Origin of the sequence: Draconibacterium sp. IB214405, from assembly GCF_033963885.1 — a bacterium.
Lineage (GTDB): Bacteria > Bacteroidota > Bacteroidia > Bacteroidales > Prolixibacteraceae > Draconibacterium.
Genome location: NZ_JAXBMA010000002.1, coordinates 434,390 through 449,606 on the forward strand (window position 1 = coordinate 434,390; position 15,217 = coordinate 449,606).

At 40.2% G+C, this 15,217-nt stretch carries 15 protein-coding genes; 10 read left to right on the forward strand and 5 right to left on the reverse strand.

The genetic code is table 11. The features are described from left to right. Nucleotide 1: 1 nt before the first annotated feature. A complete protein-coding gene (locus SLH46_RS08235) occupies nt 2-634 on the reverse strand; it encodes a hypothetical protein (RefSeq protein WP_320280690.1) in 633 nt (210 codons plus the stop codon). 92 nt (nt 635-726) lie between these two features. On the opposite strand from SLH46_RS08235, the gene SLH46_RS08240 reads away from it, so the two are divergent. After that, nucleotides 727-2,160, forward strand: coding sequence for an ATP-dependent DNA helicase (locus SLH46_RS08240; protein ID WP_320280691.1), 1,434 nt, complete (start codon nt 727-729; stop codon nt 2,158-2,160). On the opposite strand, the gene SLH46_RS08245 is transcribed toward SLH46_RS08240, so the two are convergent. Genes SLH46_RS08245 through rpsA form a run of 3 tightly spaced genes read right to left on the reverse strand, consistent with a single transcriptional unit; the run spans nt 2,157 to nt 5,425 of the window. After that, the gene (locus SLH46_RS08245) at nt 2,157-3,068 is read right to left on the reverse strand and encodes a ribonuclease Z (protein WP_320280692.1); all 912 of its coding nucleotides are present in this window, start codon (nt 3,066-3,068) and stop codon (nt 2,157-2,159) included. The genes SLH46_RS08240 and SLH46_RS08245 overlap by 4 nt on opposite strands. Nucleotides 3,069-3,075: 7 nt before the next feature. Then, complete coding sequence (locus SLH46_RS08250) at nt 3,076-3,429, reverse strand: STAS domain-containing protein (protein ID WP_320280693.1); 354 nt, start codon at nt 3,427-3,429, stop codon at nt 3,076-3,078. A gap of 40 nt (nt 3,430-3,469) precedes the next feature. After that, nucleotides 3,470-5,425, reverse strand: coding sequence for a 30S ribosomal protein S1 (rpsA, locus tag SLH46_RS08255; protein WP_320280694.1), 1,956 nt, complete (start codon nt 5,423-5,425; stop codon nt 3,470-3,472). Nucleotides 5,426-5,675: 250 nt separating this feature from the next. On the opposite strand from rpsA, the gene rfbA reads away from it, so the two are divergent. The 5 genes from rfbA to SLH46_RS08280 all read left to right on the forward strand — a co-directional run bounded on the left by rfbA (nt 5,676) and on the right by SLH46_RS08280 (nt 10,555). Then, a complete protein-coding gene (rfbA, locus tag SLH46_RS08260; RefSeq protein WP_320280695.1) occupies nt 5,676-6,557 on the forward strand; it encodes a glucose-1-phosphate thymidylyltransferase RfbA in 882 nt (293 codons plus the stop codon). A 6-nt stretch (nt 6,558-6,563) separates the two neighbouring features. Next, the gene (gene rfbC, locus SLH46_RS08265; protein WP_320280696.1) at nt 6,564-7,124 is read left to right on the forward strand and encodes a dTDP-4-dehydrorhamnose 3,5-epimerase; all 561 of its coding nucleotides are present in this window, start codon (nt 6,564-6,566) and stop codon (nt 7,122-7,124) included. Then, a complete protein-coding gene (rfbD, locus tag SLH46_RS08270) occupies nt 7,124-7,981 on the forward strand; it encodes a dTDP-4-dehydrorhamnose reductase (protein ID WP_320280697.1) in 858 nt (285 codons plus the stop codon). Before rfbC ends, rfbD begins: the two co-directional genes overlap by 1 nt. 2 nt (nt 7,982-7,983) lie before the next feature. Then, nucleotides 7,984-9,726 (forward strand): phospho-sugar mutase, encoded by a 1,743-nt coding sequence (locus tag SLH46_RS08275; protein WP_320280698.1) that lies wholly within the window; start codon nt 7,984-7,986, stop codon nt 9,724-9,726. Between the two features lie 76 nt (nt 9,727-9,802). After that, nucleotides 9,803-10,555, forward strand: coding sequence for a 3-keto-disaccharide hydrolase (locus SLH46_RS08280; RefSeq protein WP_320280699.1), 753 nt, complete (start codon nt 9,803-9,805; stop codon nt 10,553-10,555). Between the two features lie 74 nt (nt 10,556-10,629). Here the strand turns inward: SLH46_RS08280 and SLH46_RS08285 are convergent, their stop codons facing one another. Further along, on the reverse strand, nt 10,630-11,904 hold the full coding sequence (locus SLH46_RS08285; protein WP_320280700.1) for a hypothetical protein: 1,275 nt from the start codon (nt 11,902-11,904) through the stop codon (nt 10,630-10,632). Between the two features lie 149 nt (nt 11,905-12,053). On the opposite strand from SLH46_RS08285, the gene SLH46_RS08290 reads away from it, so the two are divergent. From SLH46_RS08290 to SLH46_RS08305, 4 genes are read left to right on the forward strand one after another with little or no spacing between them, the layout of a single operon-like run. Next, nucleotides 12,054-13,142: a hypothetical protein gene (locus SLH46_RS08290; protein WP_320280701.1), complete on the forward strand. Its 1,089-nt coding sequence runs from the start codon at nt 12,054-12,056 to the stop codon at nt 13,140-13,142. 25 nt (nt 13,143-13,167) lie between these two features. Beyond that, on the forward strand, nt 13,168-14,016 hold the full coding sequence (locus tag SLH46_RS08295) for an alpha/beta fold hydrolase (RefSeq protein ID WP_320280702.1): 849 nt from the start codon (nt 13,168-13,170) through the stop codon (nt 14,014-14,016). A 41-nt stretch (nt 14,017-14,057) separates the two neighbouring features. Then, nucleotides 14,058-14,744, forward strand: coding sequence for a nitroreductase family protein (locus SLH46_RS08300; RefSeq protein WP_320280703.1), 687 nt, complete (start codon nt 14,058-14,060; stop codon nt 14,742-14,744). Between the two features lie 18 nt (nt 14,745-14,762). Then, nucleotides 14,763-15,206, forward strand: coding sequence for a DsrE family protein (locus tag SLH46_RS08305; protein ID WP_320280704.1), 444 nt, complete (start codon nt 14,763-14,765; stop codon nt 15,204-15,206). Nucleotides 15,207-15,217 lie beyond the last annotated feature (11 nt).

A 15,217-nucleotide genomic window follows, 5' to 3' on the forward strand; every position in this document is an offset into this window, starting at 1 on the left:
TTTACTCCCAGTTACCAGCATTATTGTTTGTTTCAACCAGAGATCCAACTCTTAAACCAGGGTATTTTTCGTTTGTTCTGCGCTGATCGTTAAGATTAATGATCAATTGCTCGTCCAATCCTCTTAAAACCACATTGTTGTGAGCTTTAGCTTCAAAAACTGGAACCTTAATACCAGAACCGGTTGTGATGATTGTGGCACCAAGGTGGAATTCAGTAGGTTCACCTGGTACAGGAACGTAGCGTAAACTGTTGGCATCGTAGTTACCGCCGAAAAGTGCGTCAATAACTCCAACTTTTACAGTATCACGAATAATAAGCCCCATTTCGATTGCTTTTTTCTCAGTGATTTTAGCTTCAATCATACTATCAGTTAATTCACCAATTGCTTTTACGTTTCTTACCGAGTCGGTAGCAACAAAGTGAATCAGAGTATCCCAACTTCCGGTAAATTCTCCAAAAACATCTTTATAAGCTAATTCCGCTTTACGAATGTCTTTTAATTTTGCAACTGTTGCTTCATAGCGTACATCTTTCGCTTTGTCGAAAGTAATTGGACGCTGAATACTTTGATAAATAAAATATGTAAGCACAACGGCTACAAGGAATAATACAATCTGAATTACGGTTCTCATTTTTATTTTTTTATAAGTTCATTTTTCGTTTGCCTGCAAATTTAAAAAAAAAAATAAATTAGCTTCCTTTACCGAATGTTATTTTAGCCGGTATGATTAAAAATCACTTAAAAGCCATATTAACTGAAAAACTGGGCTTCCCGCCTACAAATTGTCAAGCTCACTTAATCGACACTTTGGCCTCTTTTATTACAGGTGCGGAGCCCGATAACATAATGCTTATTAAAGGTTATGCTGGTACCGGAAAAACAACAATGATATACTCGCTAACGCAATGTTTGCTTTCCCTCAAAATTCGTTCCGTTTTAATGGCGCCAACCGGTCGTGCTGCAAAAGTAATGAGTGCCTACTCCGGTATGCCGGCGTTTACCATTCATAAAAAAATATACCGACAAAAATCTTCAGCGGATGGATTTGGTGGTTTTGTTCTGAACAAGAACCTATATAAAAACACCTATTTTATTGTTGATGAAGCATCGATGATATCAAACGAGATGAGTGAGAACTCTGTTTTTGGTACCGGACGTTTACTCGATGATCTGCTCGAATACGTTTATTCGGGCGAAAATTGTCGTTTGGTTTTGGTTGGCGATACGGCACAGCTTCCTCCCGTGGGATTAAATATCAGTCCGGCGCTGGAGGCTTTTAGCCTTGAACAGTATGGTTTTTCAGTAACCGAAGTAGAGTTAAAAGACGTGGTTCGTCAGGCAGAAGGATCAGGTATTCTTGGAAATGCCACCGAAATGCGCGAATTAATAGGAGAGCAGGTTTATGAAGGATTTTTCCCGATTGATACACAAAACTATCCTGATGTTGAACGTATTTCGGGAGGAGAGTTGATTGAAACGATTTCATCGTGTTACGACAAATATGGCTTTTTTGATACTACCGTAGTTACGCGCTCGAATAAACGTGCCAACCTGTTTAATAAAGGAATCAGAGGTTCTATTTTATACAAGGAAAATGAGATTGAACGTGGCGACCTGTTGATGGTGGTTAAAAACAATTATTTCTGGCCCGGCGAGGATGATAAGCTGGATTTTATTGCCAACGGAGATATTGCTGAGATTATTTCGATTTATGGTTACGAGGAGTTGTATGGTTTCCGTTTTGCTGATGTGTGTTTACGTTTTATCGATTATGAAGATGTAGAGTTGGATTGTAAAATATTTTTGGAAACGCTCAGTATCGAGTCTGCTTCTTTTCCATACGAACGCAACCGCGAGTTATTTGATGCTGTTTCGGAAGATTATCTGGACATCCGGAATAAAAAGGAACGCTGGAAAAAGATTAAGGAGAATCCATATTTTAATGCCTTACAAGTAAAATATGCTTATGCTTTAACCTGCCACAAAGCGCAAGGGGGCCAGTGGAAAGCTGTATTTATCGATCATGGTTATTTAACCGAAGATATGCTGGATACTGAATATTACCGTTGGTTGTACACCGCTTTTACACGACCAACCGAAAAGTTATACCTGGTAAATTTTGATAAAGGATTTTTTGAGGGTGAAGAAGAACTTTAAATCGTGAATTTTTTACCCTCGAGTGCCAGTTCTGTATTCTCAAATACCTGTTTTGCTTCGCTTTTAAACGCTTCAATCTTTTTAAACCGGCTGGAGAAGTGCCCGATAATTAATTTTGAAGCATTACAAAGTTTTGCCATTTCTGCTGCTTGTTTTGCGGTTGAGTGGAGTGTTTTTTCTGCCAACTCCCTTAATTCTTCCAGAAAGGTAGCTTCGTGATACAACAAATCAACATCCTTTATAGTTTCTGCTATTGACGGATGAAAAGCTGTGTCGGTGCAAAATGCGTATGATTTTGGTTTTGGTGGGGGAGTTGTAAGCTTTGCGTTCGGGATTATTTCTCCGCTCTCTGTTTTAAAGTCGGCACCTGCTTTAATGTGTTTTATTTCGGCCAGTGGGATATTGTAGTACTTTATCATTTCCTTTTTAATGTTGGCTTGCTTTTGTTTTTCACGAAACAAAAAACCCAATGTCGGTATGCTGTGTTTTACCGGGAATGAAAGGATCTCAAGTGTTTTGTTTTCAAATATCGTAGCCGGTTTCTTCAGGTTTAAGGGGTGAAAAATGGGCTTTATACTCATTTCTCCACGAACGAAGTCGAGCTGAGGCTGAATAAGAGTTTTTAATTCGGAGGGGGCATAAATATGTACGTCACATGTTACGCCCAATAAATTCATGGTCGATAACAATCCAATCAGACCGTAATAATGGTCGCCGTGCAAATGCGAGATAAAAATATGCTGGATTTTGCTGAAACTGATCTTGTTTCTTCGCAGTTGTATTTGGGTTCCTTCGCCACAGTCGATTAAAAAACAACGCCCAGGTACATCAAGTACCTGGGCGGTTGGATATCTATTTGAAGTCGGTAATGCTGAATTACTACCCAGTATGGTTAGTTCGAAAGACATTCTGTTGTTACAGCGTTTCTTTCTTCTCTAACAATTCCTCTGCTTCAGTGGCCGTTTCAGTAATTAACAGAACGGTATGAAGCATCGAAATCTTTACCAGGTTTTCTACATCTGGTTGCAAGCCGCACAGGATAAAAGTTCCTATTGCGTCTTCGCACAAGCGATTGGCTACTAAAACTGATCTTAAACCTGATGAGTCGCAGTAACTTACACTGCTCAGATCCAGAATAATGTTTTTTTCACCATCGTTGCTTATAACAACCAGCTCCGATTTCAGATCGGGCGCATTATTGGTGTCTAATCTGTCGGTGTTTACCTTTACTAAGGTAAACTTTTCGTTTTTTCGAATTTCGAATGCCATGGCTTCAATTTACGAAAATCAAATTAAATACACCAAGTGCTTATTTGTCTTTTTTCTCTTCTTTCTCCATTTGCGATTTCAGAGCAGCTAATTCGCTGATGTCGCCAAGAGTAGTTTTTTCGATGTTATCGCTAACAGTTTTCATAGCACGCTTGTTAGAGCTTTTCTGAGCTTTACGCTGTTCGCCATCTGCTGCACGTTTAACATCTTCGTAAATACGAGAATGAGAAACAATGATTCGTTTTGCTGATTTGTTGAACTCGATAACTTTGAAATCAAGTTTTTCGTCTTGTTTAACAGAAGAACCATCTTCTTTAACCAGGTGACGAGGAGTTGCAAAACCTTCAACACCGTAAGGAAGTGCGATAACAGCACCTTTGTCCATTAACTCAATAACGGTTCCTTCGTGAATTGAATCAGCAGTGAAAATTGTTTCGAATACATCCCATGGATTTTCTTCCAGTTGTTTGTGTCCTAAACTTAAACGACGGTTTTCTTTGTCGATGTCAAGTACTACAACTTCAATCTCTGCACCAATTGCAGTGAATTCTGACGGGTGCTTGATTTTTTTCGTCCAGCTCAGGTCTGAAATGTGAATCAAACCGTCAACACCTTCAGTAATTTCTACGAATACACCAAAGTTTGTGAAGTTACGAACTTTTGCAGCGTGCTTGCTACCAACAGCGTATTCAGTATCAATTTTCGACCAAGGATCGTCTTTCAGTTGTTTAATACCCAACGACATTTTGCGTTCGTCGCGGTCTAATGTAAGGATAGCTGCCTCAACTTCGTCGCCAACGCTTAAGAAGTCTTGTGCACTGCGCAGGTGCTGGCTCCAGCTCATTTCTGAAACGTGGATCAAACCTTCAACTCCAGGAGCAATCTCAACGAATGCACCGTAGTCGGCAATAACAACAACTTTACCTTTTACTTTGTCGCCAACTTTCAACTCTGAATCCAGGTTATCCCATGGGTGAGGAGTTAATTGTTTCAGACCAAGAGCGATACGTTTTTTGTCATCATCGAAATCAAGGATAACAACGTTCAGTTTCTGGTCTAATTCAACGATCTCGCTTGGGTGAGAAATACGTCCCCAAGACAAGTCAGTGATGTGGATCAATCCGTCAACACCACCAAGGTCCATAAATACACCGTATGAAGTAACGTTTTTAACGGTTCCTTCAAGTACCTGACCTTTTTCAAGTTTAGCGATAATTTCTTTCTTCTGTTGCTCAAGCTCAGCCTCGATAAGTGCTTTGTGAGAAACAACAACGTTACGATATTCGTGGTTGATTTTAACCACTTTGAATTCCATTGTTTTACCAACGTATACATCGTAGTCGCGGATAGGTTTAACATCAATTTGCGAACCTGGTAAGAATGCTTCAATACCAAATACGTCAACGATCATACCACCTTTAGTACGACATTTGATGTATCCCTTGATGATTTCATCGTTTTCAAGCGATTCGTTAACACGCTCCCAAGAACGAGTTGCACGCGCTTTTTTGTGCGAAAGGATCATCTGTCCTTTTTTATCTTCAAGACTTTCGATGTAAACATCTACTTTGTCGCCTACTTTCAACTCAGGATTGTAGCGGAATTCGTTTAAGCTAACAATACCGTCCGACTTGTAACCTATGTCAACAACAACTTCGCGTTTGTTTAACGAAATTACGCTTCCTTCCAGTACTTCTTTTTCAGTAACGGTGTTAAGCGTGTTGTTGTAAAGGTCTTCTAAGCTACCTCTTTCTTTTTCAGAGTACGCATCGGTACCGGTTTCAAGGCTCGCCCAATCAAAATCAGCATCTGCTTCAGCTGTGGTTTCAACGGCCTTTTCTTTTTTTGCTTTAGCTTTAGGAGCCTCCGCTTTTTCTTCAGCTGCAGTTTCTTCAACCGGAGCTTCTGTAGTTTCTGCAACTACTTCTTGTTTTTCGTCTTGAACAGGAGTTTCTGGCACTTCTTGCTCAAGATCTTTTTTCTTCTCTTCTGTCATGTAATTTTAATTAAATTAATGAGTTAGACTTTATATTTGTTAAAAATTTGCGCGCGCAAAATTAATACTAAATTCAATTTAAACAAAGGATTCGCGTTATTTTATTGAAAACGAGGGAAATTAAGGCAATTTCGTAACAAACCGACTTATTTTAATGGACAAAAGCCAAAGCTGAGCATTTCAATTGCAATCTGAGTTTCTTTTCTTTACTTTTGAACCCTGTTATTTTAAATACAATAAACTATATAACATGAAGGGAATAGTTTTAGCCGGCGGTTCAGGAACCCGTCTCTATCCAATTACACGATCGATTTCAAAACAAATAATACCGGTATACGATAAACCAATGATTTATTATCCGTTATCGGTATTGATGTTGGCAGGTATTCGTGAGATATTAATTATATCCACACCGCAGGATATCGGTTTGTACGAAAAGTTGTTTGGCGACGGATCGCAACTGGGATTAAAACTATCGTATAAAATACAGCCTTCACCTGATGGCTTGGCACAGGCATTTGTTTTAGGTGAGGAATTTATTGGCGACGACAATGTTTGTATGATTCTCGGCGACAATATATTCTATGGTTATAAATTCCGCAGGATTTTGGAGCAGGCGGCAACACTGGATGATGGAGCCATTGTATTTGGTTACTATGTGAATGATCCGGAACGCTACGGTGTGGTGGAGTTCGACGAAACCGGAAAAGTAATCAGTATCGAAGAAAAACCTGAAGAACCAAAATCGAATTATGCTGTAACCGGGCTTTATTTTTATTCCAACGATGTGGTTGAAAAGGCTAAAGGGTTAAAGCCTTCAAAACGAGGTGAGTATGAAATAACAGATTTGAATCGTATCTATCTTGAAGAAAAACGATTAAATGTGGAATTACTCAGTCGAGGTTTTGCCTGGTTAGATACCGGAACGCACGACAGTTTGTTGCAGGCTTCCAATTTTATTTCGACTATTGAGCAACGTCAAGGTCTCAAAGTTTCGTGTATCGAAGAAATTGCCTGGAAAAAAGGTTATATCAGTACCGAACAACTTATAGAATTGGCAAAACCACTAAGTAAAAATCAATACGGCGAATACTTGTTAAAAATCGCCAACAAAACATCTTTTACATTTTAATTAAGAATGAATATTGTACAGACGGGAATCCCCGGGCTAGTTGTAATTGAACCGCGGGTATTTAAAGACGATAGAGGATATTTTTTTGAAACCTTTCACAAAGAAAGATATAGGGAAGCCGGTATTATAAAACCATTTATTCAGGATAATGAATCGCGCTCAACAAAAGGAGTGGTGCGAGGTTTGCACTATCAATTGGGTGATGCAGCACAGGCAAAATTAGTGCGTGTTGTACAAGGTGCTGTTTATGATGTTGCTGTGGATTTACGAAAAGGATCACCAACTTTTGGAAAGTGGTTTGGTGTTCAACTCGATGAGAATAATAAAAAACAGTTATATGTGCCGCGTGGTTTTGCCCACGGTTTTTCAGTTTTAAGCGATACCGCTATTTTTACCTACAAATGCGACAATTTATATAATCCGGCAACTGAACGTTCGATCAATCCTTTTGATAAAACAATTGGAATTAATTGGCTTTTAGGTGAGAGTGAAAAGATTGTCTCGGAAAAAGATTTGGCAGCACCTGTATTTGCAGATGCAGAAATGAATTTTGTGTACGAACAGTAATGAAGATATTAATAACAGGCGCCTACGGACAGTTGGGCAGCGAATTGAAAGTACTCAGTAAAAATTACCCCGGCTGGGAGTTTGTTTTTACAGATGTTGATTCGCTGGATATTACCGATGAAGATCAGGTAAAAAGCTACTTTGCCAACAATAATTTTGAGCTGGTGATAAATTGTGCAGCTTACACGGCAGTTGACAAGGCGGAATCGGATTTTGAGACGGCTCAAAAAGTAAATGCTCTGGCTCCAAAGCTGCTTGCTAAATATTCAAAAGAAGTTGGCGCAAAGTATATTCATGTTTCAACCGATTATGTTTTTGCCGGCGATGCACATCTTCCTTATGAAGAGATCGATGCGGTTGCTCCAAACGGAGCTTATGGGAAAACAAAGCTGGAAGGCGAGCAAAATTGTCAGGCAGAGAATCCGGAAACTGTGATTATCAGAACGGCCTGGTTATATTCTGCCTTTGGAAATAACTTTGTAAAAACGATGCTTCGCCTTGGAAAAGAGAGGGATGAACTTGGTGTTGTTTTCGATCAGGTAGGATCGCCAACGTACGCCGCCGATTTAGCTTCCGCAATATTACAAGTGGCCGAAAGCGAAAAATTTGTACCGGGCATTTATCATTACTCCAACGAAGGGGTGGCCAGCTGGTTCGATTTTGCAAAGGCAATCTTCGAGTTGTCGGGGGTAAAATGTAAAGTAAAACCGGTTTTATCGGAGAACTTTCCAACACCAGCAAAAAGGCCAGCATACAGCGTGTTGAATAAGTCGAAAATAAGAGATACTTTTGATTTGAAGATCCCTTATTGGCGCGATAGTCTAAAGATTTGTATCAAACAATTAGAAAAAGAATAACCATGGAAAATCAAGAATTAATGGAAGTAAGAGCGAAAGCACAGGAATGGCTTTCGGATACTTATGATGAAGAAACAAGAGCTCAGGTTCAGGCACTATTGGATGCTGAAGACCCGACAGAACTTGTAGATTCTTTTTACCGCAGCCTGGAGTTTGGAACCGGAGGTCTTCGTGGTATTATGGGAGTTGGAACCAACCGCATGAATATTTACACTGTTGGTGCTGCAACGCAAGGCTTAAGTAATTATTTGAAGAGGAATTTCGCTGATCTTGATGAGATAAAAGTGGCGATTGGTCACGATTGCAGAAACAACAGCCGCTTGTTTTCCGAAACCAGTGCAAAGATTTTTGCAGCCAATGGAATTAAAGCATATTTATTCGATGATTTACGTCCAACACCGGAGCTTTCATTCGCCATTCGTGAGTTAGGTTGTCAGAGTGGTATTATTCTTACTGCATCGCACAATCCAAAAGAATACAATGGCTACAAAGCTTATTGGGAAGATGGTTCGCAGATTGTTGGTCCACACGATGTAAACATTGTAAATGAAGTGGCCAAAATAAAACCTGAGGACATTAAGTTCGACGGTCCGGATGAGTTGATCGAAATTCTGGGAGAGGAAATGGATAATAAATTCCTTGCACAGGTGAAAAAAGTTTCCATTTCTCCCGATGTGGTTGATCGTCACAAAGACATTAAAATCATTTATACGCCAATTCACGGAACAGGAGTGAAGTTAATTCCTGCCGCTTTACGCGAATTCGGTTTCACAAACATTATAAATATTCCTGAGCAGGATGTGGTAAGCGGCGATTTCCCAACAGTGGTTTCACCAAACCCGGAAGAGCCCGCAGCAATGGAAATGGCCATGAAAAAGGCCGCCGAAATTGATGCTGATGTTGTAATGGCTTCCGATCCCGACTCAGACCGGATTGGTGTTGTGGTGAAAGACGATAAAGGCGAATACATCATTGTAAACGGTAACCAAACAGCGTTGCTTTTCTTCTACTACATCATTGTAAAAATGAAGGAAGCCGGCAAACTGAAAGGAAACGAGTTTGTGGTGAAAACGATCGTTTCAACCGAGATGATTGCTGAAGTTGCACGCCGAAATAATATTGAATATTTTGATGTATACACCGGATTTAAATTTATTGCCGAAGTAATTCGCGATAACGAAGGTGTGAAAAAATACATCGGTGGTGGCGAGGAAAGTTTTGGTTTTATGCCTTCTGATTTTGTTCGCGATAAAGACGCTGTTTCTGCATGTGCTTTAATGGCAGAGATCACTGCTTGGGCCATCGATCAGGGAAAAACATTGTACGAATTGTTGCAGGATATTTACCTGGAGTATGGTTTCTCGCGCGAAAAAATGAAATATGTAGTTCGTAAAGGGAAGTCGGGTGCCGAAGAAATTCAGCAGATTATGACTAAATTTCGCAACGATCCGCCAAAAGAATTAGGTGGTTCGCCAATGGAATGGGTAAAAGATTATTCTACATTGGTTGCGAAAAACCTGATTACCGGCGAAGAGAAAAAGATCGATCAGAAAATTACTTCAAACGTATTGCAGTTTTTTACGCAGGACGGAACAAAGATTTCGGTTCGCCCATCGGGAACAGAGCCTAAAATTAAGTTCTATTTCGAAGTGGCCGGAAAACTGAATTCGCGCGAAGATTTTGATGCAGAAGAGCAAAAAGCTGATGCGAAGATCGACGCCATTATGGAAGAACTTGGATTGTAATAAATATTAAGCGCTAAGCGGTTCCAAATCGCTTAGCGCATTTGTAATCAAAAAATAAATACCTAAATCAACAAAAATGAAATTCAAAATCTTTACAGTAGCATTGCTTTTTGTTGCAGTGTGTGCAGTCGCTCAGGAAGAGCGACCAGAAATGGTTCCTGAAATGACAGAAATCTGGGATCCGGAAGTTCCTGTAATTACTCCCGGAGAAACTCCGGCTGATGCACCTTCGGATGCGATAGTTTTATTCGATGGCGTGGATATCGACCGCGAGTGGACAAACCAGGAAGGCGGCCCAGTAGGCTGGAAAGTAGCCGATGGTTGTGTAACCGTTGAAAGAGGAACCGGAATCATTCAGACAAAACGTGTTTTCGAAGACTTTCAGTTACATATCGAGTGGCGGTCTCCTGCCGAAGTGATTGGCGAAAGTCAGGGACGTGGAAACAGTGGTGTTTTTCTTCAGAAACGTTACGAAGTTCAGGTGTTGGATAATTACAACAACCGTACTTACCGCAATGGTCAGGCCGGAAGTTTGTACAAACAACATGCACCGCTGGTAAATGCCTGTAAAGGACCGGGCGAGTGGCAGGTTTACGATATCATTTACACTGCCCCACGATTTAACGAAGATGGTACTTTCTTTACTCCGCCAACAGTAACTGTTTTGCACAATGGAGTTTTGGTTCAAAACAATTCAAAATTGCGCGGACCAACAGAATATATTGGTATTCCTGAGTACAGCGTTGAAAAACACGGTGCTGATGTCATTCAACTGCAGGATCATGGAAATCCGGTGAGCTACCGTAATATTTGGATTCGCGAACTGTAAATAAATTACACAATAGATAAAAAAAACCGGGAGTTTACACTTCCGGTTTTTTTATGAAATAAAATGCGATTAAATCATTCAAAATTTTCCTCGAAAACAAGCTGATCGTTACGGTCAAACAATTTTGTATAATCAATAGCTCCGCTTCCTGCAAATGCATAGTAAACCCCTTTAATAGCTCCGTTACTGCCATTGTACGAAGTTGAGAAGATTTTCTCACCGTTCAGAAAAACGTTTACCAACTTATTGTCAATTTTCAATTTAACTGTATTCCAATCGTCCAGATCGGTACCAAATGCCGACAGATCGTTGTTATTCCCCATGGTGTACTCCGGCCCGAATTTCTGCAAAATGCTACCAATACAGCCCGGGTTCGCCAATTGAATCACATGTCTGCCATATTCTCCAAAAATCGAAATTTCGCAAAGCTGGCAAGCGAGTCCTCCCTCTTCAATGTTGTTTTTTACACGTGTTTCAAATGAAAAATTATCACTGTCGCCGCTAAAATTGTCTTTTACATAGTAAAAACTGGTTGAATGATTATTCTTCGAAAGATCGATATGATGGGCTTTTACCGTTTCGGGAGACATGTAAATTTGATTGTTATTAATACAGTTTTCATTTACGTAAATGGGGATCAAACTATTTTCCGGATTTTGGATAAGTGAGAGCCAGCCTTCGGTAGTAATGTACACCGGGATTTCTTTCACAAGCTGATCGTTGATCATGATTTTTGCCCGGTGATATCCCGGGTAATAATATACTGATGTAGAATATTTCTCATTCTTTTTTATTTCTGCACGCCTGCGGGCATCCCACGATTGTTGTATAAAAGCACTGTCGAAATCATACATAGAAATGTCGTAGTCGAAAATAACCGTATTGGGAACTCCGCTGCTAACATTTGTTCTGCTGGTAAAACTAACTTCGGAATAACTCTGCGCGGGTTTGCTGTTTAATAGAATGATGGCGAAAAGCACGATAACTATTAATGCAACCGGTACATACAGTAGTTGTTTGGGAAGTTTGAGTTTTAACTTTCTCTTTGGAGTTTTTACTGACGGCGTATCAGCGTGGTTATTTTTAAAATCATACCAGTCTTTGTAGTCGAGAAACTGGGCAAGGGCGTTAAGTGTGTTTTTCTGCGGGATACGCTGAAACTGGTTTTTCGAAATTCTTTTCAGGGTAGAAACACTCAGGTTGACACCGGTTTTCTCTTCAATTTTAAGGTTCAGGTTTTCGTAATCGCGTTGCTGCAAATGTTCCGGATCAGTGATAAGCAGTTTATCCGCGATTTTCTGAACAATGATTTTTACGAACTTTTTTTCCTGTTCTGCTTCGTTATGCATGGTTTCTAATTTCTGGTTCCTAAAAATAGTAAGAACGATCGGTTTTTTAGCTGTGAATGCGTTTTGATTATGTTTTGACCGTGGTTTGACTATTGATATTCAGGTAGGTTGATGAAATTTGTTTCACGAAATTCATAAAAACCAAAACAATGAAAACATTTGTAACATTACTTTTAATACTATTCAGTCTCACTGTTTTTGCTCAGGATAAAATCAAACTTGGCGGAATTGATTGGAGCTTGAACGGAGAAGTTGTCAGCGAAAATTACAAAGGAAAAGACTGTTTAAAAACCGATGAGGGAGTTGCCACTGCAAGCGATGTTACATTAAAAAACGGTATTGTAGAATTTAAAATGTGCATCCAGCCGGGAAGGGGATTTGCCGGTATTCGTTTTCGGGGCGATGGAATGGGCGACACCGAAGAGTTTTACATTCGCAAACATCAGAGTGGAAATCCCGATGCCATGCAATACACGCCGGTTTACAATGGAAATGCGGGTTGGCAACTGTATTACGGCGACGATTACGGCGCGGTAAAAAAGCATGTTTTTGATGAATGGTTCCAGGTAAAACTGGCGGTTTCGGGAAGTAGAGGCGAGGTTTATATTTCGGATATGGAAAAACCGGTGCTGGTTATTCATGAGTTAAAAATGGGCGAACGCGAAGGGAAAATCGCATTTTACGGACCTGCCCGATATGCCGACATTAAAATTAGTCCAATGGATTCGCCAGAGTTAAAAGGAGCGTATAAAGAAATAGTTGAAGCAGGCGATGAAGTATTAACGAATTACCAGGTTTCAGACGCTTTTGATGCCGAAAAGCTGATCAATGAAAACCTGTTACCTGCGAATTTTACGAAACGACTTCAGTTTACAAACTGGGATACAGAAGCGGATGGCTTGCTAAATATCTCGAAAACTGCAGCTTTAGCTGATAAAAAGAATGCTGTCCTTTTAAAAATCACGATCGACTCCGAAACCGACTTGATTAAGATGATGAACTTTGGATTTAGTGACGTGGCCAAAATATTTGTAAACGGTAAAGCTGTTTGGCTGGGTGTTGATATTTACCGAAGTCGCGATTATCGTTTTCTGGGAACGATGGGCTATTTCGATTCTGTTTACCTCGATCTGAAATCAGGGAAAAATGAAATTCTGGTTATGGTTGCCGAGAATTTTGGTGGCTGGGGATTTAAAGCCCGTTTCGAAAATTTGAACGGTATTAAGATTCTAAACTAATATCAAAACAAATAAAACTGTCACAATGATCAACCCGACTTTAAAGCGAATAGTTCTACTTGTTGCTATTTTGATTCCGCTTCAATTATTGGCACAAATACCTTATGGAAACAACACGAAAACCGGGAAATATATACAGACCAAAGACGCCAAAATCTATTATGAAATATACGGAAGCGGCGAACCACTTTTGTTGATTCATGGCAGTTTGTATGGCTATATCAACGAATTCGAAAATATATTTCCCTTGTTAACTAAAAACCACAAAGTTATTGCAGTTGCACTCCGCGGGCATGGAAAATCAGAAATTGGAGACCGCGATTACAGCTATGATTTATTTGCGCAAGATATGATTGAGGTTTTGAGTGCCGAAAACATCGATCGTATAGACGTCATGGGATTTAGTTCGGGTGCTATTACTGCCGTAAAACTGGCAGCCGATTATCCTGAACGGGTCGTAAAAGTTGTAAGTATTGCAGGAGCACTAAATGCAACTGATAAAACACCGGAACGAAAACAACAACAAAAAGAAATGACTGCTGATGAGTTCATCGCCAACAATAAGAACTTTGTTGAGAACCGGAAGAAGTTGATGCCCGAGCCGAATCGTTATAATGATTTTTACAATAAGCTGATGAAAGTTGATAGTGACCCAATTTGGATAAGCGAAGAAGCTGCCTCTGAAATTAAAGCGCCCGTATTGGTTGTTGGCGGCGACCGCGACGGATATTTTCCGGTAGAAGCATTTTTAAAAATGTATGCGGTTATTCCCGATTCTAAACTATTGATACTGCCCGGCGACGGGCATGTTGGTGCGTCTCAGAATAAGGCCATGTACGTAGATTTTGCTATTCCGTTTTTAGACGCGAATTAAAAAATATAAAACCATTGAAATAACCTTTAAAATTTTAAACAATGAACAGAAGACACAGTTTAATGGCCGGTGCCGCATTGGTAACCGGACTAACATTAATTCCGGTTGTAAAATCGGCCGGAGAAAACTTAGCCAGCCAGACTGAAGACTCCTTTTGGGAGGTGATTAAAAAACGTCGCTCAGTGCGTGCTTATAAATCAGATCCGGTACCGATGGCAGATTTAGAAAAAATAGTGGATGCCGCGCGAATGGCTCCAACGGCAGGAAATCAGCAGCCATGGAAATTTCTGGTTATTACTGACAAAAAGAAAATTGAGGCATTAAAAGCTGCAAAATTAAGCGAAGCAGAAACCTATCTGAAAGAAGAGAAAAAGCTGGATGGCGAAGAACTAAAGGCGCAATTACAAGACTATGACAATCAGTTAACAAACGGGTATTTGTCGGCGCCGGCTTACATTGTAGTCTTGACGGATAATAGCAGTCGTTACCCGGAGTACAATCATTGGGATGGTCCACTGGCTGCTGCAAATTTAATGCTTGCGGCGCGTGCGCTTGGTTACGGAACCGTTCATATCACCGATTCATTTTCCGAGGAACTAACGCGAAAAGTATTCAATATTCCTGAAAATTATACGCGTGTTTGTTTTACTCCGGTTGGTGTGCCGCTTGAATGGCCTGTAAAAGAGAAGCTGGCATTGGGTGAATTCGTTGTATCAAATAGTTTTTAACGCTTAAATAAAATAAAAATGAAAACCCGAATTTTTATCGTAATTCTCGTGCTGGTAGGATTCGCATTAAGTGGACTGGCAACTGAACCTGTTGTGAAAAGCGAACCTCAGATGGAAGAAATTCCGGCTTCTGAAAAGCTCGTGGTGCTATGGACGAGTGGCGACAAGGAAGTGGCCGAAAAAATGGTGCTGATGTACACCTTTAATTCCAAACGTTTTGATTGGTGGAAAGATATAACGCTGGTGGTTTGGGGACCATCGCAAAAGGTACTGGTTGAAAATAAAGATATACAGGACTATGTGAAAAAGATAATGGATCAGGGGACAGCAGTAAAAGCCTGCAAAGGCTGCTCCGATATGTATGGAATATCAGACAAGCTGGAAGAACTGGGTGTTGAAGTAAAATACATGGGGGAGATTACTGACTATATGAAAGAAGGACGGCATGTAATGGTGTTGTAAAAACGGGAAAG

Coding starts and splice junctions, on each gene's coding strand:
- SLH46_RS08275 (WP_320280698.1), top strand. CDS start 7,984: ATGGAAAATCAAGAATTAATGGAAGTAAGAGCGAAAGCACAGGAATGG.
- SLH46_RS08300 (WP_320280703.1), top strand. CDS start 14,058: ATGAACAGAAGACACAGTTTAATGGCCGGTGCCGCATTGGTAACCGGA.
- SLH46_RS08240 (WP_320280691.1), top strand. CDS start 727: ATGATTAAAAATCACTTAAAAGCCATATTAACTGAAAAACTGGGCTTC.
- SLH46_RS08280 (WP_320280699.1), top strand. CDS start 9,803: ATGAAATTCAAAATCTTTACAGTAGCATTGCTTTTTGTTGCAGTGTGT.
- SLH46_RS08290 (WP_320280701.1), top strand. CDS start 12,054: ATGAAAACATTTGTAACATTACTTTTAATACTATTCAGTCTCACTGTT.
- SLH46_RS08235 (WP_320280690.1), bottom strand. CDS start 634: ATGAGAACCGTAATTCAGATTGTATTATTCCTTGTAGCCGTTGTGCTT.
- rfbC (WP_320280696.1), top strand. CDS start 6,564: ATGAATATTGTACAGACGGGAATCCCCGGGCTAGTTGTAATTGAACCG.
- rfbA (WP_320280695.1), top strand. CDS start 5,676: ATGAAGGGAATAGTTTTAGCCGGCGGTTCAGGAACCCGTCTCTATCCA.
- SLH46_RS08245 (WP_320280692.1), bottom strand. CDS start 3,068: ATGTCTTTCGAACTAACCATACTGGGTAGTAATTCAGCATTACCGACT.
- rfbD (WP_320280697.1), top strand. CDS start 7,124: ATGAAGATATTAATAACAGGCGCCTACGGACAGTTGGGCAGCGAATTG.
- SLH46_RS08250 (WP_320280693.1), bottom strand. CDS start 3,429: ATGGCATTCGAAATTCGAAAAAACGAAAAGTTTACCTTAGTAAAGGTA.
- SLH46_RS08285 (WP_320280700.1), bottom strand. CDS start 11,904: ATGCATAACGAAGCAGAACAGGAAAAAAAGTTCGTAAAAATCATTGTT.
- rpsA (WP_320280694.1), bottom strand. CDS start 5,425: ATGACAGAAGAGAAGAAAAAAGATCTTGAGCAAGAAGTGCCAGAAACT.
- SLH46_RS08305 (WP_320280704.1), top strand. CDS start 14,763: ATGAAAACCCGAATTTTTATCGTAATTCTCGTGCTGGTAGGATTCGCA.
- SLH46_RS08295 (WP_320280702.1), top strand. CDS start 13,168: ATGATCAACCCGACTTTAAAGCGAATAGTTCTACTTGTTGCTATTTTG.